We start from the raw sequence: 25819 nt of genomic DNA, 5'->3' as shown, positions 1-25819 counted from the left end.
TTGCGTACAAAAAAACTGGCATTGATTTTCATCAATACCAGAAAGTGTAGACCCATTTTTCTTACAGATTTAACAGGTGCCGCTTTAGATCCCTATGTTCGGCTTAATGAGGCCCAACTTTTTCACGTCCGGGAACCGCAGCCGGGTTTGTTTATTGCAGAGAGTCCCAAGGTAATTGAGCGGGCCTTGCGGGCGGGTTACCGGCCGGCCTCTCTTCTAGTCGAAGAAAAGGCACTAAAACGGGACCTAGCCGATCTGGACCATGAAATGGCCGCCAATAACACCAGTGGGCTTGGACAGACACCAATTTATGTTGCTGATAGCGACCTACTCCACCAGCTTGCCGGCTATAACCTTTTGCGGGGGGCTTTGGCCGCGATGCAACGTGTAAAGCGGCCACATTTAGCTGAATTTTTAGCGACCATCGCAACGGACCATCCACGGATTGCTATTTTGGAAAGCGTGGTTAACCCGGCGAACGTGGGCGCGATTTTCCGCTCGGCGGCCGCGTTGGGAATCGATGGCGTAATCATAACAAGCGACTCCGCCGACCCGCTTTATCGCCGTGCTTCCCGTGTATCAATGGGGACCGTCTTTGAAATACCGTGGACGTATATTGACGCTAAGACCTGGCAGGCGGAGGGAATTGACCTGCTCCATCAATTCGGTTACCAAACGGCTGCCATGGCATTACGCCACAACACTATTAGCATTGATGATCCGCAGCTGGCGAAAGTCGACCGCCTAGCCATTATTTTGGGTTCGGAAGGCCCAGGCCTAAGGGAGAAGACAATTACCCAGAGTGACTTTACGATTAAGATCCCGATGGCATCCGGGGTTGATTCCTTAAATGTTGCCGCGGCCTCGGCCCTGGCCTTTTGGGAATTGGGGAACCGGCAGCACTAGGCCGCACTACCAGTGTAATTTGCCTTAACGGAAAAGGTTGTTATCTAGATCCTCCTGGTTAATAAAGTAGGCATAGCCAATGTAAAGTTGGAAGAGGTCCGTGGCCTTTTTAGGGTCAAGGTGAAAAATCTCCTTAATTTTTGCTAGTCGATAGTTAACGGTATTGCGGTGGGTGAAGAGCTGTTTGGCGGTTTGGTTAACGTTGAGGTCGTACTTAATAAATTCTTTGATCGTCTCGATAAGTTCTTTCCCGGTCTTACTAGTAGCAAGGGTATTAAACTGCTGGACCAGTGACTGGATTGGGAGGTGACTCTTGAGCAGTAGGTCAATAATACGGACCTGGTGATACGCGGTTAGTGTATTATCCTGGAAGTTTTCACGCAGCTTAAGGGTGGTAACGGCCTGCTGGGCCCCACGACCAACTAGGGTGGTTGCTTCGCTTGTTCCGTAAATAAACTGTTTCGTGTTCAACGATTTAAGAAGGCGCCGCCGTGCAAGGTCATCTTGAATGATTACCAGGCCGATATTATTGGCTAGTGTAAAGGTAAGGTTGGTTGGAGCATTATTGAGGTGTTCTAGTTCTGCTGCCCGGCACCGGATCGCGACAACCACTCGGGGGATGGTTAGGTCGATATTAAGCTCCTTAGCCTCGGCAACTAAACTGGCTGGTGCTTCGTGGTTCTGTGTTGCCTGCAGCAGGTGGTATAGGAACCGTTGCCGGCTACGCTCGTTTTCCCGTTTTTCCTGGTCGACGGCCCCCTGCTTGAGTAGTAGTTCGACGGCAGTTTTTAATAGGGAGGCGAGGGGGACGACCTTTGCAGGGTCACCGGTGATGCCAACCACGCCGACAATTTGTCCTTCATAGGTAATCGGCATGTTAACACCAGGCTGACCGTGACTACCATGCACCCGATCCATTGGTAAGGTTTTACCCTGCTTAATTGCATCGACCGCCCCCACGTGGAGAGTGTTGATTCGGTTGGGGTTACCACTAGCGATAATGTAGCCATGCTCATTCATAATGTTGATGTTATACGGAATCTGGTTCATCATATGGTCCACGATTGACTGGGCTAACTGTGCGTTGAGCTTCATTAATGACACTCCTTTTATAAGCGGGTTGGTCGGCAAAACCAACCTGCTTTTTTACTAACTAAGCAAGTGCAATTGTGCACAATGACCAATTTTAATCCGTGATTATTATACACTTTGCTAATTGTTTTAACGGTTATTTTGCCTTAATGTAAACGGTAACAGGAACGATGATGAATTGGTTATTATTGACAGAGGAGGAAGACTCATGACGGTTACATGGTGGGGCGCCTTAATTGGGCTAGCCCTTGCAATTGTTTTAATTCTAAAGAAACTGGATCCGGTCTATGCTTTGTTCCTTGGCGCAATAATTGGTGCCTTAATCGGTGGCGCTAGTGCGATGGGAACCATCCAGATTGTTATCAAAGGGACCCAAAGCGTAATGGGAACCGTCTTGCGGGTACTTGCTGCTGGGGTCCTCGCTGGGGTAATGATGGATTCTGGAGCGGCAGAAACACTGGCACGGACAATCATTAATAAGCTCGGTGACCGGATGGCAATCTTCTCACTTGCCTTTGCAACGATGGTGATTACTGCCGTGGGGGTCTTTATCCCGGTAGCGGTATTGATCGTAGCACCGATTGCCTTAGAAGTCGGTCAACGGTTGAAGATTTCTAAGCTTGCACTATTAGTTGCCCTGTCCGGTGGTGGGAAGGCCGGTAATATTATTTCACCCAATGCCAACACGATCGCGGCTGCGAAGGGCTTCGGGGTTGAACTTAGCCAAGTCATGATTGCTGACTTTATTCCGGCAGTAGTTGCCCTGGTTGTCACTGTGATTGTGGCCTCACTGATAAAACGTCGTGGTAACGCAGTGACTAGTGCAGACTTAACCGACCAGAAGCAGGTTGATGAAAAGGAATTACCAACCCTGGCTCAGTCACTGGTTACCCCTGTTTTAGCCATTATTTTTCTGATGCTAAACCCAATTGGTGCTATTTTCCATATTGAGTTCTTAACGAAGGTTAACCTCGATGCGGCTTATGTTTTACCAGTTGCCGCAGTTATCGGTGCCTTAGCAATGCATAAGGGGAAGTTTCTCCGTGAATATGCCCAGACGGGGATCAGTCGGATGACGGCGGTGGTTATGATTTTGATCGGGGCCGGTGCGATTGGGGCCACGATCACTTCGTCTAACTTACCGGCACTGATGATTGCTGGTATTAAGGCTGGCCATGTTCCGGGAGTTCTTTTGGCCCCACTGTCTGGGATCCTGATGGCAGCAGCGACTGGCTCTACGTCAACGGGGGTTATCCTGGCCACCGGTTCCTTCTCCAAGGCCATCCTGGGCTTTGGTGTAGCACCACTTGCCGCGGCCGCAATGGTTCATACCGGTGCCATTGTCGTTGACCAGTTACCACAAGGAAACTACTTCCACGTGACTGCCAACGCAATGCACATGGACATCAAGGAACGGTCACACGGGATCCTCTATGAGGCCATTGTCGGTGGTTCAGCGATGCTTACGGCAACGATCCTGTATGGGTTCTTACATTTGATTTAAGGAAGGGTGAATGATCATGAAGTTTGTTATTGCACCGGACTCTTTTAAAGGCGGTCTAACGGCTAAGCAGGCTGCCGAAACGATGGCTACGGGTATCAAGCGGGTTTACCCGGATGCTGACTATGTCCTCGTCCCAATGGCGGATGGCGGTGAAGGAACCGTTCAATCACTAGTTGACGCAACGGCCGGCCGGTTAATCACGGCCCAGGTTCACGACCCCTTCTACCAGTTGACAGCTGCCGATTACGGAATGCTAGGTGACGGTAAAACGGCCGTTATTGAAATGGCGGCCGCAAGTGGCATTCAGTTTATTAATGACGAAACGGCCAATCCACTAATTACGACCACCTACGGAACTGGAGAATTAATCCTTGATGCGATCAAGCGGGGGGCCAAAAAGATTATCATCGGAATTGGCGGTAGTGCCACGGTTGATGGTGGAGCCGGAATGACCCAGGCCCTGGGGGTCAAGTTACTAAAGGCTGATGGTAGTTCAATTGGCTTTGGTGGTGGTGCCCTGGCTGAATTGGACCGGATCGATATTTCCCAGGTGGATCCTCGGATCGCGCAAACGACCATTGCTATCGCCTCTGATGTTACGAACCCCTTAACCGGGGATGACGGTGCCGCACCGGTTTTCGGTCCCCAAAAGGGTGCTACACCGGAAATGGTTAAAACGCTCGACCAGAACCTTCACCACTATGCCCAACTAATCTCCCGGGATACTGGTCATGACATTGAACAGGCAGCTGGTGCTGGTGCCGCCGGTGGTTTGGGTGCGGGCCTATTGGCCTTCACTAATGCCCAGATGCAACACGGGGTGGAATTGGTAATTAATGCGACTGGTCTGAAGGAGAAAGCGGCGAATGCGGACTTTGTATTCACCGGCGAAGGCGGGATTGACTTCCAGACTAAGTTTGGGAAGACCCCCTATGGTGTAGCTAAGGCTTGTAAGAGTGTTGCTCCGCAGGCGCCAGTAATTGTGCTGGCCGGTAATATTGGCAAAGGTGTCGATAGTCTTTACACTCGCGACGCAATTGATGCCATCTTCGCGACCCCGGCTGGCGCTAAGCCGTTAAGTCAGGCATTAAAGGATGCTCCTAATGATATTGCGCAAACGGCGGAGAACGTTGCTCGCTTGATTAAAGCAACGGGTAAAGAATAAGGGGAGCAAGAGAGCTCTTTAGGTATTAATAGGCTCAGAGTATTTAATTTTTGAATACTCTGAGCCTATTTGTATTTAGTGTCATAATTGATGGGAGATTTTATTTTAGTTGCTTACGGCCCCAAAGTAGGCGATGATAGTTGGTGGATTGTAGTGGCTGAGGAGGAAGATTTGATGAGGCGTTTAATGGTAATACTAATAAGTGCTTTCAGTGGGTTAATGATGTTAGTGGTGAATGACGCCCGTGCCGCCACTCTGCCATCGGTTAATGCTCCTGCGGCCTCAGCCTTTAGTTCGTCAGACGATAATCAGTTGACCACGGATAATGACTCGTCCCAGGCGCTACGGGCAGCCAAACACCACCTTTATATTCCTAAACATACGCCAACGCCAACTGAAGATTTTCGCTGGCCCACGACTAATATTAAAATTTATATGGATACCCACGATCGAGCACTTCAGGTGGCCTTTCGTGGTGCCGTCCGGGCTTGGAACCGGGGTGGAACGGTCCATATTAAGTGGACGACAGATGAAGACAAGGCTGACATCATTGCCCGGGACGGGTCTTTATCGAACGGTAATTCGGCACCGGGAGTAGGCTATACAACATCTCAATTAGGGTCGACAAACACAGAATATAATCCCGATACACATGCGCTAATTCAGGCCCGGTCAACCTTAGATCCAAGCCAGCTTGATTACACCACGCGGCGCTTCCGTACAGAAGTTGCCGAGCATGAGTTGGGGCATGCGTTGGGACTCGCTCACGCCCCTGAATACATGCATAGTGTAATGATTCCCCGGAATGTTAAAAGTGGGATTACTAAGAATGACCGGCGGACCCTTCGCTACTTATATAATGGAGAATAGGAGTATGTGTGATGGACAATTTTAACTTTGAACTGTTGCGAGTTTTCCTGGTAGTCAGTAAACTCAAGAGCTTTAGTCGGGCGAGTGAGTACTTATACGTTGACCAGTCGACCATTAGTAAAAAAATTCGGCAGCTAGAGAATAAATTTAACGTAACCCTCTTTGTTAGAACGGCCCGGGGCGTGGAATTAACGATTGCTGGTCAGGAGTTTCAAAAGCGGGCACAAAAATTAATTGCGGACTATGAACAGTTACTGGACCAGTCACCGCTTAAGTGGGCGGATTTACGGATCGGGGCCTTTGATAATATTGCGGCTTACTGTTACCCGCAATTTTTTACCGACCATTTTGCAGAATTTAAATTTCTGAAGATTGAAAATGAGGGCATCAAGCTGGTCGAAGCATTTAATAATGGCGAACTTGACTTACTGGTGGTTAACGGTGCACTCGCTTCTCAGATTCGGGGACAGTATGTTAGTAAGAATTTAGCAAACGAGGGCTTGGCGGTTATGGGACGCTGCCATGAACTGACGGCAAAACCATATTCGATTACGGATTTATATGGTAAGAAGCTTTTATTAGCACCCGACTATTGCCCGGTTAGTCGTCAATTATCCCAGTACCGTTCCCACTTTCGCTCGTTTAAGGTGGTGGATTATACGGCCACGATGATCCAACTAATTCGCCGCTCGGACTTTCTAACGGTACTACCGATGGGGATGGTTGATTACCTAACAAGTAATGATAAGCAACTAATGGGGGCGCCATTAACCGGACTCCCTAACCGGATCATTACCGCCTTTGCTCGTGAACAATTAGTCCTGGATAAGCTGGTTGCCGCCCTACGCGGTTAAGCTGGCATACCCGGTCATGCTAAAGCGGCACTTCTGGAAAAAATGGTGCTGCGCTAAGCTATTCACTGTGAGAGGTGGATAGTAATGGATGATAGTAACTACATTGAATTTTCGCGGGGGAAAGTAATTTTCTTGGCCGCCTGCGTTGGAATTATAGTGGCCAGTATGTTTTACATTCAGCCGATTGAAAACTTGCTGACCAAAAGCTTTAACGTAGCGCCGGGAACGATTGCCATAATTGCGATGTTGACACAGGTCAGTTATGCCTTGGGACTACTACTGGTTGTTCCACTGGGCGACGCTTATAACCGTTACCATTTTCTACAATGGATGGAAGTTGCCTCAGTAATTGGGTTGACGCTAGCCGCTTGTTCGCATAACGTTGTCTTCTTTGGACTAGCGTCAGTCGTAATCGGTTTGACCTTGGTTGGTGGACAGATCATCATTCCATACGTTGCCTATTTGACGCCCATTAGGAAACAGGGGCCGATCCTCGGTGCGATGATTAGTGGTATGTTAACGGGAATCCTGTTTGCGCGGACCTTTAGTGGAATTATTGCCGCTCATTGGGGATGGCAAATGGTCTACTTCTTGGCCGCCGGCGTTAACCTCGTTTTGCTGGTCCTGATCCACTACCTGGTGCCAAATGATCCCCGAAAGTTAACCCAGCCGATAAACTACTGGAATATTTTGACTTCGATTCCGCGGTTAGTAAAACGGTACCGCTACCTGCGCGGTTCGGCGCTTAACGGCTTTTGCTTGTTCGGTCTGGCCAACCTTTTCTGGGCCACGCTTTCCTTTTTACTAGCAGACCGTTTTGGCTACGGTAGTGCGGTTGCTGGAAGCATGGGCTTATTAGGGATTGTTGCTATTTTTGCTGCTCCTTACATTGGACGAATGGTAAACCGCTACTCACCACGGACCAATATTCGACTGAGTTGGCTATTGGCGCTGGCCGCCTACCTAATCTTTTGGTTCTGTGGCCAAAAGATGGGCCTCTTGATGTTAGGGGTCGTGGTGTTGGACCTAAGTACGCAGTTTAGTCAGGTTACGAACCAGGCCATTATTCAGTCGTTGAGCCGGCAGGCAAACAGCCGTAATAACTCGATCTTTATGTTTTCATACTTTTTTGGTGGCTCGATTGGGACATTAGTCGGTATTAATATGTGGGCCCTGTACAAGTGGACCGGGGTAACGGTTGCTGCGGTGATCTTCTTAGGGCTTGCGCTAGTGAACTATTATTGGCAAGGCGTTCCCCAAAGATTAACTAAATAATTGTGACATAATTCCCAATCTAGTTATTTTTAGTTAGTGAAAAAGCAAACAAATTTAATGATTGGTTTGCTTGAGTTTGGGCCATGGTAGCGGCGTCATAAGCATTACAATTGGTAAATTGGTTTACAGCGATTTCCTTAAATGTTTAAAAGAGAGCTTTAAAAAGACGAGCACTTCTGTTATTATAAGTTGTGAAAAATATAACATGTCTTTTTTAAGAAGGAGATCTTAGCATATGAAAGCTGCTGTTATCAATGATCCAGTAGATGGATACGTTACTGTTAAAGATGTAAAGCTTCGTGACCTGAAGCCAGGTGAAGCTTTAGTTGACATGGAATACTGTGGCCTTTGCCACACCGACCTGCACTGTGCTGCCGGTGACTTTGGTAAGAAGCCTGGCCGGATTATCGGTCACGAAGGTGTCGGCCGTGTATCCAAGGTTGCCCCTGGTGTTACCAGCTTAAAGGTTGGGGACCGGGTATCAATCGCTTGGTTCTTCAAGGGCTGTGGCCACTGTGAATACTGCTTGACTGGTCGTGAAACACTTTGTCGTAACGTTCTTAACGCTGGTTACACTGCTGATGGTGCAATGGCTGAACAATGTATCGTTCCAGCTGACTACGCTGTTAAGGTTCCAGAAGGCCTGGACCCAGTTGAAGCTACTTCACTGACTTGTGCCGGTGTTACGATGTACAAAGCTTTGAAGGTTGCTGACATCAAGCCTGGTCAATGGGTATCAATCGTTGGTGCCGGTGGTCTGGGTAACCTGGGTATTCAATTTGCCCACAACGTCTTCGGTGCTCACGTTATCGCCGTTGATGGTAACCCTGACAAGCTGCAAGCCGCTAAGGAAAACGGTGCTGAAATTTGCATCAACCGTCACGATGACAACGTTGACGAACAAATCCAAGAAAAGGTTGGCGGTGTTCACGCTGCAGTTGTTACTGCGGTTACTACTGCTGCCTTTGACCAAGCCGTTAACTCACTTCGTCCAGATGGCCGGTTAGTTGCCGTTGCTCTGCCACAAGGTGACATGAAGCTTAATATTGCTAAGACTGTTCTTGATGGGATCATCGTTGCTGGTTCATTAGTTGGTACCCGTCAAGACCTGGCTGAATGTTTCCAATTCGGTGCTGAAGGTAAGGTTCACCCAATCGTTCGGACTCGGAAGCTTTCAGAAATCAATGACATGATTCAAGAATTGAAGGACAACAAGGTTGTTGGTCGGAACGTTGTTGACTTCTCTCTTGAAAAGTAAAATCAGAGATTAAGTTAATGTAAAGGGGATTGTAGCTATTGCTACAGTCCTCTTTTTATATCGTTGCCCAAGTCCTTTGATTAGGCAGGGACGGTAAATTATGCTAAAATAATGGTCAATATTAGTCAGAAAAGGAGGGCGAATCATGGAAAATAAGAGTATTTCGGATATTATCGAAGCATACCTAAAAGAAATCCTCGGTGACTCCGCCCAAGTCGAAATCCGCCGCTCTGAGATTGCTAACCATTTTGACGTGGTTCCGTCGCAGATTAATTACGTCATTAAGACCCGGTTTACTATCCAGAATGGTTACCTGGTTAAGAGTAAGCGTGGTGGCGGTGGCTATATTCGAATAGAGCGTGTTAATTTACTTGATAACGTCGATGTGTTAAACTCGTTGATCCAAACAATTGGTGACTCAATTCGTGAACGTGATGCTTTTGCCATCGTTCAGACCTTATACGATGAAAAGGTAATCACCCAACGTGAGGGGGACTTAATGTTAGTCGCACTCTCTAAGCAAACCTTAGACGTTGGTAATACGGATATTGAGTCACGACTAAGAGCACGGGTATTAATCTCGTTACTGAATCGATTACGGTATGAAAGTTAGAAGGGATGATTGCTAATGGATGATATGTTTACCCCAAGTGCCAAGCATGTTTTAATGATTGCCCATGAACAAGCTAAGTACTTTAAACACCAAGCAGTAGGGACCGAGCACCTTCTATTGGCCTTAGCAATGGATAAGGATGGGATTGCTAATAAGATTTTTGAGCAATTCTCAATTACCAGTGATGATATTAGAGAAGAAATTGAGCGTTTAATTGGTTATGGAACCCTTGATCAATTAGGACCAGCTGACTACCTGCCATACTCACCAAAGGCTAAGCAGGTACTGTCATTGGCGGGGCAAGAGGCCCAGCAGATGCACTCATTAAAAATTGGGACCGAGCACCTCTTATTAGCCCTAATTGCGGATGACAGTGTCTTGTCATCCCGGATCCTCTACAGCCTTGATGTATTGCCACGGCAAATGCGGAAGGTAACCTTGCGGCGACTAGGGGTGGCCGAAAGTCAATTACGGCGCCAGGCCGGTAACCGGACGGCTAATGCTAACCGCAAGAGTGGCACCCCTACTCTGGATAAGCTGGCACGTGACTTAACTCAGATGGCCCGGGAAGGACAATTAGATCCTGTCGTTGGGCGTAACCAAGAGATTAAGCGGACTATCCAAATTCTTAGTCGGCGGACCAAGAATAACCCGGTACTAATCGGTGAACCCGGCGTAGGGAAAACTGCGATTGCAGAAGGCCTAGCCCAACGGATGGTTGCGGGGACGGTACCGGAAGAAATGGCTAACAAGCGCTTGATGGTGCTTGACATGGGGTCCCTGGTAGCTGGTACCAAGTACCGTGGTGAATTCGAAAACCGTCTTAAAAAGGTAATTGAAGAAATTCAAAATGACGGGCACGTTATCTTATTCATTGATGAACTCCATACCCTGATTGGCGCTGGTGGTGCCGAAGGGGCGATTGACGCTTCTAACATCTTGAAGCCGGCCCTGGCCCGTGGTGAGTTGCAAACGATCGGTGCTACAACCCTGGACGAGTATCAAAAGTACATTGAATCAGATGCCGCATTGGAACGGCGGTTTGCGACGGTTCAAGTTGACGAACCAACTCCGGAGGAAACCTTAGCGATTTTACGGGGCCTGCGTCCGAAGTATGAAGCTCACCACCATGCTAAAATTACGGATAATGCACTAGAACAAGCGGTTAAACTCTCTGATCGCTACATTTCTGACCGTTTCTTACCAGATAAAGCGATCGATTTGATGGATGAATCAGCTGCAATGGTGCGGATTGATGCGGAAGAAAAGAAGAATCGCAAGCCATCACTTGAAGAGCAGATCCAAGATCTACAGACGAAGAAAGAAACCGCAATCGAACAACAAGACTTTGACCAGGCGGCCGATCTTCGTGAGCAAGAGTTGAGCTTACGGGCTAAACTTAACCAGGCGGCTGAGAAGGTCGAAAAGCAAGAGGATCAACAGCACTACCGCCTTAAGGTAACCGGTGAAGATGTTGCTAAGGTCGTGGCAGAATGGACCGGTGTACCGTTAACCCAGTTGAAGCGGAGCGAAAGTGAACGCCTCATCAACCTGGAAAAGGTATTGCACAAGCGAGTGATCGGGCAAGACGAAGCGGTCGATGCAGTTGCTAAGGCAATTCGGCGGGCCCGGAGTGGCTTGAAGAATCCCAACCGGCCGATCGGTTCCTTCATGTTCCTAGGACCTACGGGGGTTGGTAAGACGGAACTGGCTAAGGCCCTTGCGGAAGCAATGTTTGGCTCTGAAGATAATATGATTCGGATTGACATGTCCGAATACATGGAGAAGTTCAGCACTAGTCGTTTGATTGGGGCGGCACCGGGCTATGTTGGCTATGACGAGGGGGGCCAACTGACGGAAAAGGTTCGTCAGCACCCTTACTCGGTAGTTCTCCTGGATGAAGCCGAAAAGGCGCACCCGGACGTCTTTAACCTCTTACTTCAGGTGCTCGATGATGGTTACCTAACTGATTCAAAGGGCCGGCGGGTTGACTTCCGGAACACGATTATCATCATGACCTCTAATTTAGGGGCTACTCAATTACAAGATGAAAAGGAAGTTGGTTTCGGTGCCCGTGACTTGAGCCAGGATTACCAGGCCATGGCGGGAGCAATTCGTCAACAGTTGAAGTTGCACTTCCGGCCTGAATTCTTGAACCGGATCGATGAGACCATTATCTTCCACTCCTTAAATAAGAAGGAACTCCACCAGATCGTCAAGTTAATGACCAATGAGCTGCGGACGCGCATTGCTGGACAGGGAATTAAACTAAAGGTAACGCCGGCAGCCATCGACCTAATTGCGGCGGTTGGTTATGATCCGGAATACGGGGCACGACCATTGCGGCGGGCCATCCAGGACCAGATCGAGGACCGGCTAAGCATGGCACTGATTGACGGCGAAATTAAGACTGGTGATAATGTAACGGTCGGCGCACACCAAGGGAAAATTGCCGTTAAGGTGAAAAATCCTACTACTAGTGCAGCGACGTCCGTAAAGTAGAAAACTAACTAAGCGCCTGAAATCTGTTGATGACAACGGGTTTCAGACGCTTTTGCTTTGAAAATTAGTTGTGTTGCAATAAAAATTAGTCCTATAATAGGGTGGTAGCGAAATTGAGGAGGAAATCTGTTAATGAAACGAGCAGAGCAATTGGAAAAAACTCGCCAGGCCATTTTAAAGACGGCGACCAAGCTGTTTTTACAAAAAGGTTTTGGCGAAACTTCCACGCGTGATATCGCTAAACAAATCGGTATCACTCAGCCGGCCCTATATCACCACTTTAGCGATAAGGAAGTCCTGTACCTGGAAGTGATGACGCGGCTATCACGGAAAATTCGGCAAGAGATAAATAAAGTAATTCGAAAACACGATCTAGATCCAGAAGAACAACTCTTGGAGATTGTCCACGTCTTAAAGAAGCACCACCCCCTGAGCATTTATGACCAGTATAACCAGGCCATGTTTCTTTTATCGAAGAGTGCCCAGCAGAAGTTAAACATGATCTTTACAATGGATTACCTGGGCCCCATCGGTGACTATTTCAAGCAGCCAGCTGCTAACTTACGGCCAGATCTATTGCCAAAAGAAGCGGCCGAGATCTTTTTGGCTAGCCTGTCACCGGTTTTTGGTACTTACCAACTAATCGGGGGACATTCGATCACGACTGACCAGCGTGATGAGTTAATCCTGGACTGCATTGTTAACGGTTTGGCAAAGCGGAATTAATTTACAGACATCTATATTGACATCGCAATTTACTTATATTATACTTACAAAGTATGTAATTGTGAGTTCATTTGAACGCCGGTGATCTATTGTCCATCGGGTTCTACCATAAAACCAAAGACAGTTTTAGACTGTTTTTGGATTTTTTTTGCCCAAAAGTTGGATTTTGGACCATTTGTAAACAAATTGTAACATTTAAATGAACTCACCCAACAAATTAGAGAGGTGAACAGTTTGGCCGGACATTTAGTAAAATACGGTAAACACCGTACCCGTCGTAGTTACTCCCGAATCAAAGAAGTTCTCGAGTTACCAAACCTGATTGAAATCCAAACCGATTCTTACAATTGGTTTATGGACAAGGGTCTACGGGAAATGTTTGATGATATTATGCCAATTGATGACTTCCAAGGTAAGCTTTCCCTGGAATTCGTTGATTATCAACTTTTAGAACCTAAGTACACTGTTGATGAAGCACGTGAACACGATGCTAACTACTCAGCACCACTTCATGTTACTTTACGGTTAACTAACCACGAAACTGGTGAAATCAAGTCCCAAGATGTATTCTTTGGTGACTTCCCATTAATGACTGACCAGGGGACCTTCATTATTAACGGTGCCGAACGGGTAATTGTTTCGCAATTAGTTCGTTCCCCAGGTGTCTACTATAATGAAGAAGCTGATAAGAATGGTCGGCCAAGCTATGGTGCTACCTTTATTCCTAACCGTGGTGCCTGGCTCGAATACGAAACTGATGCCAAGAATGTTTCATACGTCCGGATTGATCGGACGCGGAAGCTGCCAATGACCGAATTAGTCCGGGCACTTGGCTTCGGTTCTGATGATGAAATTATTGATATGTTTGGTGGTGACAGTGAAACCCTGTCACTGACCTTAGATAAGGATGTTCACAAGAACGCTGAAGACTCCCGGGTTGAAGAAGCCTTGAAGGATATTTATGAACGTCTTCGTCCTGGTGAACCAAAGACGGCTGACTCAGCTCGTAACCTGTTGACGGCTCGTTTCTTTGATCCTAAGCGTTACGACATGGCACCAGTTGGTCGTTACAAGACTAACAAGAAGCTGATGCTCAAGTACCGTCTGTTAGGTGAAACGTTAGCTGAAACCTTGGCTGACCCTGACACTGGTGAAGTGCTGGCCCAAAAGGGTGACACGGTCACTAAGGAAATCTTGAAGAAGTTGGAACCATACCTGGATCGGGACGACTTCAAGATGGTTACCTACACGCCATCTGACGAAGCGGTGGTTACGGAACCAGTTAAGCTGCAAAAGATTCTGGTTTACTCCAAGAATGACCCTGACCGAGTAGTGCCAATCATCGGTAATGGCCACATTCCGTTGGAATACAAGCACATTGAACCAGCTGATATCCTGGCTTCATTGAACTACTTCTTCAACTTGCAAGAAGGTATTGGCAGCACCGATGATATTGACCACTTGGGTAACCGGCGGATTCGTTCCGTGGGTGAATTGCTGCAAAATCAATTCCGGATTGGGTTAGCCCGGATGGAACGGGTTGTTCGGGAACGGATGTCCATCCAAGACCCGGATACCGTTACTCCACAACAATTAATTAACATTCGGCCAGTGGTTGCTTCAATTAAGGAATTCTTTGGTTCTTCACAACTGTCCCAGTTCATGGACCAAACGAACCCACTGGGTGAATTGACCCACAAGCGTCGTCTGTCTGCCTTAGGTCCTGGTGGTTTAACTCGTGACCGGGCTGGTTATGAAGTTCGTGACGTGCACTATACGCACTATGGCCGGATGTGCCCAATTGAAACGCCGGAAGGTCCAAACATCGGTTTGATTAACAGTCTTTCCTCATACGCTCGTGTTAACAAGTATGGGTTCATTGAAACGCCATACCGTCGTGTATCTTGGAAGACCCATAAGGTAACCGACAAGATCGATTACTTAACGGCCGACGAAGAAGATAACTTTGTGATCGCCCAGGCCAACTCACCATTGAATGATGATGGTTCCTTTGTTGATGACGAAGTTATGGCTCGTGACAAGGATGAATACGTTGAAACTAGTGTTGAAAACGTCGACTACATGGACGTTTCGCCAAAACAAGTTGTCTCCGTTGCTTCCGCATGTATTCCTTTCCTTGAAAACGATGACTCTAACCGTGCCTTGATGGGTGCCAACATGCAGCGGCAAGCTGTTCCGTTGATCAACCCACACGCACCACTAGTAAGTACTGGTATCGACTACAAAGCAGCTCACGACTCTGGGGTGGCCCTGATTGCTAAGAAGCCTGGTACTGTTGAGTATGTTGATGCCCGTGAAGTTCGTGTTCGTGAAGAAGACGGCTCACTTGACACCTACAAGTTAATGAAGTTCCGTCGTTCAAACGGTGGTAAGAACTACAACCAACGTCCAATCGTTAAGGTTGGTGAGCACGTCGATGCTGATGATGTTCTGGCCGACGGTCCATCAATGGAACAAGGTGAATTAGCGCTGGGACAAAACCCACTAATTGCCTTCATGACGTGGCAAGGATACAACTTCGAAGATGCCATCGCCATTAACGAACGCCTGGTTAAGGATGATGTATACACGTCAATCCATATCGAATCTTACGAGTCTGAAGCTCGGGAAACTAAGTTGGGACCTGAAGAAATGACTCGGGAAATTCCAAACGTTGGTGACGATGCCTTAAAGGACCTTGATGAAGACGGTATTGTTCGTGTTGGTGCCGAAGTTCATGATGGTGACATCCTGGTTGGTAAGGTTACTCCAAAGGGAATGACTGAATTATCTGCCGAAGAACGGCTGCTCCACGCGATCTTTGGTGAAAAGTCCCGTGAAGTTCGTGATACTTCACTCCGTGTTCCTCACGGTGGTGGCGGTATCGTCCAAGACGTTAAGATCTTTACCCGTGAAAACGGTGATGAATTATCACCAGGTGTTAACACCATGGTTCGGGTTTACATCGCCCAAAAGCGTAAGATCCAAGTTGGTGACAAGATGTCTGGTCGTCACGGTAACAAGGGGACGGTTTCCATTGTTATCCCTGAAGAAGATATGCCATACATGCCAGATGGTACGCCAATCGACATTATGCTGAGTCCAATGGGTGTGCCAAGTCGTATGAACATTGGTCAGCTGCTTGAACTGCACTTAGGGATGGCTGCTAAGCGGCTTGGTATTCACATGGCTACTCCAGTCTTTGATGGTGCAACCGACAAGGATGTTTGGGATGCCGTTCGTGAATCCGGGTTCCCTGAAGACGGTAAGACGATCCTTTATGATGGTCGGACCGGTGAACCATTTGAAAACCGGATTGCCGTTGGTTCAATGCACTACCTGAAGCTGGCCCACATGGTTGACGATAAGATCCACGCCCGTTCAACTGGTCCTTACTCACTGGTTACGCAACAACCACTTGGTGGTAAGGCCCAATTCGGTGGTCAGCGGTTTGGTGAAATGGAAGTTTGGGCCCTCGAAGCTTACGGGGCAGCCTACACTCTTCAAGAAATTCTGACCTACAAGTCTGATGATACCGTTGGTCGTGTCCGGACTTACGATGCCATCATTAACGGTGAATCAATTCCAAAGCCAGGTGTTCCGGAATCATTCCGTGTGCTGGTTAAGGAACTGCAAGCATTAGGCCTTGATATGAAGGTCCTTGATGGCAACCATAAAGAAATTCAACTGAAGAACATGGATGAAGATGACTCCGAAGTTGTTAGCGTTGATGCCTTAGCTAAGTATGCCGAACAACATAACGCTGATAATAAGGATAAGAAGAGTGCTGATAAGGCCACCTCATCATCCTCAACTGAAGATAAGACCAAGTAAGAGTAAAATTTAGTTCTTCGCTCATGCATAAAAAAACAAGGAGGAACATCCTTTGATTGATGTCAATAAATTTGAAAGCATGCAGATCGGTCTGGCATCACCAGATAAGATCCGGAGCTGGTCATACGGTGAAGTAAAGAAGCCGGAAACCATCAACTACCGGACCCTGAAGCCAGAAAAGCAAGGTCTGTTTGATGAACGAATCTTTGGCCCAACTAAGGACTACGAATGTGCCTGTGGTAAATACAAGCGGGTTCGCTACAAGGGTCGTGTTTGTGAACGTTGTGGTGTCGAAGTCACTAGTTCCAAGGTTCGTCGTGAACGGATGGGTCACATCGAATTGGCTGCTCCGGTTTCACACATTTGGTACTTTAAGGGTATTCCAAGTCGGATGGGGTTAGTACTTGATATGAGCCCTCGTTCTCTGGAAGAAGTCATCTACTTTGCTTCCTACGTTGTTCTTGATCCAGGTGACACGCCACTGGAAAAGAAGCAATTACTTTCCGAAGCAGAATACCGTGACAAGAAGGCCGAATTTGGCGACCGGTTCACTGCTGAAATGGGTGCAGCGGCTATCAAGAAGCTGCTGGCCGACGTGGACCTGGAAAAGGAAGCTAATGAACTGAAGGAAGAATTAAAGGAAGCTACTGGTCAAAAGCGGACCCGGGCAATCCGGCGTCTGGACATCCTGGAAGCCTTCATCAAGTCTGGTAACAAGCCAGAATGGATGGTGATGGATGTTATCCCAGTTATGCCACCTGACCTTCGTCCAATGGTTCAACTTGAAGGTGGCCGGTTCGCTACCTCTGACCTAAACGACCTCTACCGGCGGGTTATCAACCGTAACAACCGTCTGAAGCGCCTGCTGAAGTTACAAGCACCGGGAATCATCGTGCAAAACGAAAAGCGGATGCTGCAAGAAGCCGTTGATGCTTTGATCGATAACGGTCGTCGTGGTCGTCCGGTTGCTGGTCCTGGTAACCGTCCACTGAAGTCCTTGTCACACCTGCTTAAGGGTAAGCAAGGACGGTTCCGTCAAAACCTGCTTGGTAAGCGGGTTGACTACTCTGGTCGTTCCGTTATCGATGTTGGTCCATCCCTGAAGATGAACCAAATGGGGCTGCCTGTTCCAATGGCACTGGAACTGTTTAAGCCATTCATCATGCATGAATTGGTAAAGCGGGGCCTCTCTGCAAACGTTAAGGCTGCCAAGCGGAAGATCGACCGTCGTGATGACGATGTCTTCGATGTATTGGAAGACGTCATTAAGGAACACCCAGTATTGCTGAACCGGGCACCTACCCTGCACCGGCTTGGTATTCAGGCCTTCGAACCAATTCTGGTTTCTGGTAAGTCCATGCGGTTGCACCCACTGGTATGTACCGCCTACAACGCCGACTTCGATGGTGACCAGATGGCCATCCACGTTCCGTTGTCGGATGAAGCCCAAGCGGAAGCCCGTCTGTTGATGTTGGCCGCTCACCACATTCTGAGTCCTCGTGACGGTGAACCAATCGTTTCCCCATCTCAGGATATGGTTATCGGTAACTACTACATGACCACTGAAGACAAGGGCCGTGAAGGCGAAGGAATGATCTTCAAGGATACCGATGAAGCTGAAATGGCCTACAAGAATGGCTACGTTGCCCTGCAAACGCGGGTTGGTGTGCAAGTCTCATCCTTCCCTGACAAGCCATTTACGGATGAACAACGGAACCAAATCATGGTAACGTCTGTTGGTAAGCTCCTCTTTAACCGGATCATGCCAAAGGACTTTGCCTACATTAACGAACCAACTGATGCTAATATTCACGAAGGTGTTGATGAGAAGTTCTTCCTCAAGCCAGGTCAAGACATTCATGAATACCTTGAAAACGCACCACTAGTTCCACCATTTAAGAAGGGCTTCTTATCTGACCTGATTGCCGAAGTTTACAAGCAATACAAGGTTACGAAGACTTCTCAATTCCTGGACCGGATTAAGGACCTTGGTTACTACGAATCCACTATTTCCGGCTTGACGACTGCCATGTCTGATATTCATGACCTGCCTGAAAAGCCAGAAATCATTAAGAAGGCCCGGAAGCAAGTCGCTTTGATTACGAAGCAATTCCGTCGCGGTCTGATTACGGATGACGAACGGTACGAACGGGTTATCGGTGCTTGGAACGATGCCAAGGATGAAGTCCAAAACAAGCTGATCGAACACATGGACATCCACAACCCAATCAACATGATGTCTGACTCCGGTGCGCGTGGTAACATTTCTAACTTTACCCAGCTGGCCGGAATGCGTGGTTTGATGGCTTCACCAAACGGTAAGATCATGGAATTGCCAGTTCTGTCTAACTTCTATGAAGGTCTTTCCGTTCTGGAAATGTTCTTATCATCACACGGTGCTCGTAAGGGTATGACTGATACGGCTCTGAAGACTGCCAACTCAGGTTACCTGACCCGGCGGCTGGTTGATGTTGCCCAAGACGTGGTTGTTCGTGAAAAAGACTGTGGGACTGACCGTGGTCTGGAAGTTACTGCGATTACGAACGGTAACGAAATGATCGAACCACTGTACGACCGGATTATGGGTCGTTACACGATGAAGTCCGTCTTTGATCCAAAGACCGGTGAAAAGATCGTGGGTAAGAATGTTCTGATCGATGAAGATATGGCCCAAAAGATTGTTGACGCTGGTGTTAAGAAGGTTACGATTCGTTCCGCCTTTACTTGCAACACTGAACACGGTGTTTGTGAACGCTGCTACGGTCGGAACGCTGCTACTGGTGACCGGGTTGAAGCCGGTGAAGCCGTTGGTACGGTTGCCGCTCAATCAATTGGTGAACCAGGTACCCAGCTGACGTTGCGGAACTTCCACACTGGTGGTGTGGCTGGTAACGACGATATCACCCAAGGTCTACCTCGTGTGCAAGAAATTGTGGAAGCACGTAATCCTAAGGGTCGTGCAACCATCACTGAAGTAACCGGTGAAGTAGTTTCAATTGAAGAAAATCCTGCTGAACGGACTAAGGACGTAACGGTTAAGGGTGAAACGGATACGCGGACTTACACCCTGCCAATTACGGCCCGGATGCGGGTGGCTGAAGGTGACTTTATCCACCGTGGGACCGCCCTTAACGAAGGTTCAATTGACCCTAAGGAATTGATCCAAGTACGGGATGTTCTTTCAACTGAAACTTACCTCTTAGCTCAGGTACAAGGTGTTTACCGGATGCAGGGTATTGACCTGCTGGATAAGCACGTTGAAATCATGATCCGGCAAATGATGCGGAAGGTTCGGGTAATGGATCCAGGTGACACTGACTTACTGCCAGGTCAATTGATGGACATTAGTCAATTCCGTGATGCTAATAAGCCAACACTGTACGCCGGTGGTATCCCAGCTACTGCTCGTCCAGTAATTCTTGGTATCACTAAGGCTGCCCTTGAAACTAATAGTTTCTTATCTGCGGCCTCCTTCCAAGAAACCACCCGGGTATTAACTGATGCTGCTATCCGTGGTAAGAATGATCCACTAGTTGGTCTGAAGGAAAATGTTATTATTGGTAAGATTATTCCAGCTGGTACTGGTATGAGTACTTACCGGAACATTAAGCCAAAAGAAGTTAGCGTGGCTGCTTACTCCATCAAGGACCTCGAAGCCAAGATGAAGGAAGAAGACAAGCAAAACTAATCAGTATTAACTACTAAAAGGGTGATGGCAAGGATTGTCATCACCCTTTTTATTTTGAGAGGGGGGAGTTAGTTGGCTAAGAAATATAAAATTACAATTCCGGAATCGGCATTGCATGATACTGATCTGGAGCCCGGGGATAAATTGTCACTTAGCGTTAATCACAAACAGTTTAATATTCGGCCGGCGAACGTAATTGACCAAATACCACAAATTAACCTCTGGCTGTACACGGCCCCGGCATTAATCATGATGGTTATTTTCTTTGTTTATATTCGGAGCCAGGGGATAACTCAGATTGCTTTAAACGGCCGTGACTATTCGATTGCGAACGGGGCAACACTACTAGGGACGATTTGTGGGCTGGTTATTTTTACAATCACCGCAATCTGGACTAAAATGCACCGGACAGGGCCAACTAAGGACTTATATTGGCGAAATATACCGACGATCGTAATTGCGACTGGCTTGATCTTGGTCTTTTCGTTTTACGCAGCCTTTTGGTTGCTGTGGCGAATGTTTATGGACGCCAGCTTTGATATCTACACTTCGTCCGTGATGATTTTTATGATTGTAGCGGTAGTGAATTACGTGATGATTAATCTGGCAATGACCCTAACCACGAACGTAATCACTAACCTCTTAACGATCATGATTATTGGGGGAATGGTTTTCTCAATTTTGACCAATTCCAGTCGGGACTGGTGGAAACACAACTTTAGCTTTTTAGGGACCGCCGAAAATTCGGCCAACTTTCAGTTTAACGTGACGTTAATCTTTTCGGGGGTCTTGATGATGACCCTGGTCGATTACCTCTTTGTTAATCTACAAAAACGATTTCCGGGGAAGAAAACGTTGATGTTAAGGTGGCTACTGTATGGCCTATCCATTTGCATTGCCTCGATTGGCCTCTTTCCTAATGATCCCGAATTCCATGTCCTGCATGATCGGATTTCGATGTGGCTGGTTTATATCATCTTAATCTTAATCGCAACGGTAAGGTGGCTCCTACCGCGCGTCACTAAGCAGTTCTTGGTATTGTCCTATGTAATGGGAGCGATTATGGGGGCCGAATACATCGTCTTTAAACTGACCGATTACCTATCATTAACGGCCTTTGAATTACTTGAGTTTGGTCTGGCCTTTTCTTGGATCTTGTTATTACTACAAAATATTGAGAACTTATCCAGTTTTGGCCATAACCTATTTATTGTGACGGTTGAAGAGGAGAAAACAACCGAAAATTAACTTTACTGAGGGCGAGACGAAAGTTGCTTACGGCTTCGTGAGCCTCCACGAGTACCAATAGAGGTCCAGAGTTTGGCTTTTGCCGGGCTTTGGACCTCTTTTGTGTACCGTGCCGTTTGCTTTTGATCTATCTAGAGGGATTATGGCAATGCGCCAGTTTGTTTTAACCAGACCAGGGTTAGGATAGTTCCAAGGCCCAGGCCGGGCATTAGGGGAATTGTCCGCAAACGAAAGAAAGCTAATCCCGAAAAGACACTCGCAAAGAAGGTTATAAGGGCAGTATTAAACCAACCTAACGTTAGGAGTGTCATCAATAAGAATTCCCAGTCCCCACTTCCTAAGCTTTTATTGACAAAGGTTAGAAAAGAGAAGAGGGTTATCTCAATACCAGCAAAGAAAAGATCAAGTGGTGACCAGCTAGGTTGGTAAAGGAAGAAGAGGGGGCTCAGGCCGGTGATAAAGATCGGGAAAATAAAGTGGTGAAAGTAATCACTACTTGCTAGAATAACAAGACTGGTAATAACCGCTATGAACGTAAAAGAATAAAGTAGTCGGGAATTACAAAGACTAGCTACCGCTAGGCCAGTACAAACCTCTGTCAAGGGGAAGAAAAGACTAATGGGGGCGTGGCAATAGCGGCAGTGGCCGGCCTGGAGCAGCCAGCCGACGATGGGGATGAGCTGCCAAAAGCGGAGTTGCTGGTGGCAAGAATCACAATGAGAGCGTGGTGGGGACCAGGGCAGTTTACCGGTACCAAGTCGGTAACCGGTAAGACAGGCAAACGATCCTAAAATAGTACCAATAATGAAGTAATAACAGCTCAGCATCCTTAAGACCTCCTTACTAAACTAAAACGGACTTTTTTGGTAAATCTCTGAAAATAACGCTTAGTGTTCGTTGACATTCTAAAATGAGCGTGATACTCTATTTAAGGTGCTTTTTTAGCAACGAGTGTCTGTCGTTGGGCAGACGAATGCGTCAACGAAGGCACGACAATCTAATATCCATCCAGCAATTTTTTTATTTTCTAAAAAGAACCACCTGGATGTGTGGACTTAAAATAAGGAAGGGGAAAAAATAATGCCAACCATTAACCAATTGGTACGTAAGGGCCGTAAGAGCCACAAGGGCAAGTCAAAGTCACCAGCTCTTGGTTATGTTTACAACACTTTCAAGAAAGAAGAAGTTAAGACACCATCTCCACAAAAGCGTGGGGTTGCTACCCGTGTCGGTACGATGACTCCTAAGAAGCCTAACTCAGCTCTGCGGAAGTACGCCCGTGTACGTCTTTCCAACCTGATCGAAGTTACTGCTTACATTCCAGGTATCGGTCACAACCTCCAAGAACACTCAGTTGTGTTAATTCGTGGTGGTCGTGTTAAGGACTTGCCAGGGGTTCGTTACCACGTTATCCGTGGTACCCTTGATACTGCTGGTGTTGAAGGCCGGATGCAATCACGGTCCAAGTACGGTACTAAGAAGCCTAAGAAGAAGTAATTTATAAGGAGGAGTTAAGTAATGCCACGTAAAGGACATGTACAAAAGCGTGAAATCTTACCAGATCCAATGTACAACTCAAAGCTGGTTACGAGCTTGATTGACCACTTGATGATCGATGGTAAGCGCGGAACTGCTACGAAGATTTTGTACGCAGCTTTTGACCAAATTAAGGAAGAAACTGGTAACGACCCAGTTGAAGTATTCCAAGAAGCAATGGACAACGTTATGCCAGTGCTGGAAGTTAAGGCCCGCCGTGTTGGTGGTTCTAACTACCAAGTACCGATCGAAGTTCGTCCAGAACGGCGGACCACGTTAGGTCTTCGCTGGATTGTTCAATACGCACGTTTGCGTGGGGAACACACTATGGTTGAACGGCTTACACGCGAAATCATCGATGCTTCTAACAACACAGGTGCTTCAGTTAAGAAGCGTGAAGATACGCACCGGATGGCAGAAGCCAACCGTGCCTTCGCACACTACCGCTGGTAATCACTTTCAATTGAGACCAGTTGCTTAACTGGTCGAAAAGGGGTGACGTAGTTGATAAATTACTGTCATCCCTTTTTCTGAAAATGACGAATTAATTGATAACCATAATTTGGAAGGAGATACACTCTTAAGATGGCTAATAAACGTGAATACCCACTCGCTAAGACTCGTAACATTGGTATCATGGCCCACATCGATGCCGGTAAGACGACTGCTACTGAGCGGATTCTTTACTACACTGGTAAGATTCACAAGATTGGTGAAACCCACGATGGTGCTTCACAAATGGACTGGATGGATGAAGAAAAGGAACGTGGTATCACTATCACTTCCGCTGCTACTACGGCCGTTTGGAAGGACTACCGGATTAACATCATCGATACCCCAGGACACGTGGACTTCACTGTCGAAGTTGAACGTGCATTGCGGGTGCTTGATGGTGCCGTAACGGTGCTGGATGCCCAAGCCGGTGTTGAACCACAGACCGAAACGGTTTGGCGTCAAGCTGACCAATTCAACGTTCCACGGATTGTTTTTGCTAACAAGATGGACAAGGTTGGGGCCAACTTTGACTACTCTGTTCAAACGATCAAGGACCGTCTGAACGTTACCCCACTGCCAATTCAACTGCCAATTGGTGCCGAAGATTCATTTGTCGGTGTTGTTGACCTGGTTAAGATGGTGGCCTACGTTTACGACGAAGATAAGCTGGGTACTAACTGGGATACTGTTGACATTCCAGATGACCTGAAGGACGAAGCTCAAAAGCGTCACGATGCTATGATCGAAACGCTGGCTGACATTGATGACAACATCATGGAAAAGTACCTCGAAGGTGAAGACATTTCCGTTGATGAAATCAAGGCTGCTATCCGTAAGGGTACTTTGGACCAAAAGCTCTTCCCTGTATTAGCTGGTTCGGCTTACAAGGATAAGGGTATCCAAATGATGCTGGATGCCGTTATTGACTACCTGCCATCACCACTTGATGTTAAGCCATTCGTTGCTCATGACGAAGACGGTAACGAAATCGAACTGACTGCTGGTGACGACAAGCCATTCGCCGCTTTGGCCTTCAAGATTGCTACTGACCCATTTGTTGGTCGTTTGACCTTCTTACGTGTTTACACTGGTTCACTGCAATCCGGTTCTTACGTTCTGAACGCTACTAAGGGTAAGCGTGAACGGATTGGTCGTTTGCTGCAAATGCACTCTAACCAACAACACGAAATCCCAGAAGTGTTCTCTGGTGATATTGCCGCTGCAATCGGTCTGAAGAACACCACTACTGGTGACTCCCTGACTGATCCTGATCACCCACTGCAACTTGAATCAATGGACTTCCCTGACCCAGTTATCCAAGTTTCTGTTGAACCTAAGTCCAAGGCTGACCAAGACAAGATGGACAAGGGTCTGCAAAAGCTGGCTGAAGAAGACCCAACCTTCAAGGCAGAAACGAACCCTGAAACTGGTGAAACGCTGATTGCCGGGATGGGTGAATTGCACCTGGACATCATTGTTGAACGTCTGCGTCGTGAATTCCACGCCGAAGTTAAGGTTGGTAAGCCACAAGTATCCTACCGTGAAGCATTTACTAAGCAAGCAAGTGCCCAAGGTAAGTTCGTTCGTCAATCTGGTGGTAAAGGTCAATACGGTGATGTATGGATCGAATTTACACCACTTGAAGAAGGTAAGGGCTTCGAATTCGAAGACGCCATTGTCGGTGGGGTTGTTCCACGTGAATTTATCCCTGCTGTTGAACAAGGTTTGAAGGAAGCTATGCAAAACGGTGTTCTTGCTGGTTACCCACTTGTTGACATGCACGCTAAGCTCTACGATGGTAGTTACCACGAAGTCGACTCTAGTGAAGCAGCCTTCAAGGTTGCCGCATCACTGGCTCTGAAGAACGCTGCTAAGAAGGCTGACCCAGTTATCCTTGAACCAATTATGAAGGTTGACATTGTTGTCCCAGAAGACAACATGGGTGACGTTATGGGTCAAGTTACCGCTCGTCGTGGTACGATCGATGGGATGGAAGAACGTGGTAACGCTCAACTGATCCACTCATTCGTTCCACTGTCAGAAATGTTCGGTTACGCTACTGCCCTGCGTTCTGCTACGCAAGGTCGTGGTACCTTCACGATGACTTTCGACCACTACTCAGCTGTTCCTAAGTCAATCCAAGAAGATATTATCAAGAAGAACGGTAACGAATAATCGTTCTTTACCATAAGTAAAAGGGGTATCTGTCAACTGGTATTGATGGATGCCGACACCTCTCACTTAAATGTGAGA

Annotated in this window: 18 protein-coding genes; 16 read left to right on the top strand and 2 right to left on the bottom strand. The window is 47.4% G+C overall.

All coding sequences use genetic code 11. The features are described from left to right. The first annotated feature begins 54 nt into the window (after nucleotides 1-54). A complete protein-coding gene (locus ACI31H_RS07875; protein WP_439771432.1) occupies nucleotides 55-906 on the top strand; it encodes a TrmH family RNA methyltransferase in 852 nt (283 codons plus the stop codon). Between the two features lie 24 nt (nucleotides 907-930). Here the strand turns inward: ACI31H_RS07875 and ACI31H_RS07870 are convergent, their stop codons facing one another. Next, on the bottom strand, nucleotides 931-2001 hold the full coding sequence (locus ACI31H_RS07870; RefSeq protein WP_439771431.1) for a CdaR family transcriptional regulator: 1071 nt from the start codon (nucleotides 1999-2001) through the stop codon (nucleotides 931-933). Nucleotides 2002-2206: 205 nt separating this feature from the next. On the opposite strand from ACI31H_RS07870, the gene ACI31H_RS07865 reads away from it, so the two are divergent. The 12 genes from ACI31H_RS07865 (at nucleotide 2207) to ACI31H_RS07810 (ending at nucleotide 21535) form a co-directional block, all read left to right on the top strand. Further along, nucleotides 2207-3502 carry a GntP family permease gene (locus tag ACI31H_RS07865; protein WP_439771430.1) on the top strand — a complete coding sequence of 432 codons (1296 nt, stop codon included), beginning with the start codon at nucleotides 2207-2209 and terminating at the stop codon, nucleotides 3500-3502. 16 nt (nucleotides 3503-3518) lie between these two features. After that, nucleotides 3519-4667, top strand: a complete 1149-nt coding sequence (locus ACI31H_RS07860; protein WP_439771429.1) for a glycerate kinase family protein — start codon at nucleotides 3519-3521, stop codon at nucleotides 4665-4667. A gap of 174 nt (nucleotides 4668-4841) precedes the next feature. Further along, the gene (locus ACI31H_RS07855) at nucleotides 4842-5537 is read left to right on the top strand and encodes a matrixin family metalloprotease (RefSeq protein WP_439771428.1); all 696 of its coding nucleotides are present in this window, start codon (nucleotides 4842-4844) and stop codon (nucleotides 5535-5537) included. Between the two features lie 11 nt (nucleotides 5538-5548). Continuing rightward, a complete protein-coding gene (locus ACI31H_RS07850; RefSeq protein ID WP_439771427.1) occupies nucleotides 5549-6391 on the top strand; it encodes a LysR family transcriptional regulator in 843 nt (280 codons plus the stop codon). Nucleotides 6392-6475: 84 nt separating this feature from the next. Next, nucleotides 6476-7666, top strand: a complete 1191-nt coding sequence (locus ACI31H_RS07845) for an MFS transporter (protein WP_439771426.1) — start codon at nucleotides 6476-6478, stop codon at nucleotides 7664-7666. Between the two features lie 235 nt (nucleotides 7667-7901). Next, complete coding sequence (gene adhP, locus ACI31H_RS07840) at nucleotides 7902-8924, top strand: alcohol dehydrogenase AdhP (RefSeq protein WP_439771425.1); 1023 nt, start codon at nucleotides 7902-7904, stop codon at nucleotides 8922-8924. Between the two features lie 145 nt (nucleotides 8925-9069). Further along, nucleotides 9070-9537, top strand: coding sequence for a CtsR family transcriptional regulator (locus tag ACI31H_RS07835; protein WP_439771424.1), 468 nt, complete (start codon nucleotides 9070-9072; stop codon nucleotides 9535-9537). A 15-nt stretch (nucleotides 9538-9552) separates the two neighbouring features. Beyond that, complete coding sequence (locus tag ACI31H_RS07830) at nucleotides 9553-12039, top strand: ATP-dependent Clp protease ATP-binding subunit (RefSeq protein WP_439771423.1); 2487 nt, start codon at nucleotides 9553-9555, stop codon at nucleotides 12037-12039. Between the two features lie 132 nt (nucleotides 12040-12171). After that, nucleotides 12172-12765 carry a TetR/AcrR family transcriptional regulator gene (locus ACI31H_RS07825; RefSeq protein ID WP_439771422.1) on the top strand — a complete coding sequence of 198 codons (594 nt, stop codon included), beginning with the start codon at nucleotides 12172-12174 and terminating at the stop codon, nucleotides 12763-12765. 225 nt (nucleotides 12766-12990) lie between these two features. After that, the gene (rpoB, locus tag ACI31H_RS07820) at nucleotides 12991-16599 is read left to right on the top strand and encodes a DNA-directed RNA polymerase subunit beta (protein WP_439771421.1); all 3609 of its coding nucleotides are present in this window, start codon (nucleotides 12991-12993) and stop codon (nucleotides 16597-16599) included. 52 nt (nucleotides 16600-16651) lie between these two features. Then, a complete protein-coding gene (gene rpoC / locus ACI31H_RS07815) occupies nucleotides 16652-20287 on the top strand; it encodes a DNA-directed RNA polymerase subunit beta' (RefSeq protein ID WP_439771420.1) in 3636 nt (1211 codons plus the stop codon). 72 nt (nucleotides 20288-20359) lie between these two features. Next, the gene (locus ACI31H_RS07810; protein ID WP_439771419.1) at nucleotides 20360-21535 is read left to right on the top strand and encodes a DUF998 domain-containing protein; all 1176 of its coding nucleotides are present in this window, start codon (nucleotides 20360-20362) and stop codon (nucleotides 21533-21535) included. A 140-nt stretch (nucleotides 21536-21675) separates the two neighbouring features. On the opposite strand, the gene ACI31H_RS07805 is transcribed toward ACI31H_RS07810, so the two are convergent. Continuing rightward, entirely contained in the window at nucleotides 21676-22362 is a 687-nt protein-coding gene (locus ACI31H_RS07805) for a prepilin peptidase (RefSeq protein WP_439771418.1), read from the bottom strand. Between the two features lie 253 nt (nucleotides 22363-22615). Here ACI31H_RS07805 and rpsL point away from each other — a divergent pair, with 253 nt between their 5' ends. The 3 genes from rpsL to fusA all read left to right on the top strand — a co-directional run bounded on the left by rpsL (nucleotide 22616) and on the right by fusA (nucleotide 25741). Further along, nucleotides 22616-23032, top strand: coding sequence for a 30S ribosomal protein S12 (rpsL, locus tag ACI31H_RS07800; protein WP_003711584.1), 417 nt, complete (start codon nucleotides 22616-22618; stop codon nucleotides 23030-23032). A 21-nt stretch (nucleotides 23033-23053) separates the two neighbouring features. After that, on the top strand, nucleotides 23054-23524 hold the full coding sequence (rpsG, locus tag ACI31H_RS07795; protein ID WP_439771417.1) for a 30S ribosomal protein S7: 471 nt from the start codon (nucleotides 23054-23056) through the stop codon (nucleotides 23522-23524). A 132-nt stretch (nucleotides 23525-23656) separates the two neighbouring features. Beyond that, nucleotides 23657-25741 (top strand): elongation factor G, encoded by a 2085-nt coding sequence (gene fusA, locus ACI31H_RS07790; RefSeq protein WP_439771416.1) that lies wholly within the window; start codon nucleotides 23657-23659, stop codon nucleotides 25739-25741. Nucleotides 25742-25819: the final 78 nt, after the last annotated feature.

The organism is Limosilactobacillus sp. (assembly GCF_051873035.1).
Classification (GTDB): domain Bacteria; phylum Bacillota; class Bacilli; order Lactobacillales; family Lactobacillaceae; genus Limosilactobacillus.
This window is presented reverse-complemented; position numbering and strand designations above follow the sequence as displayed.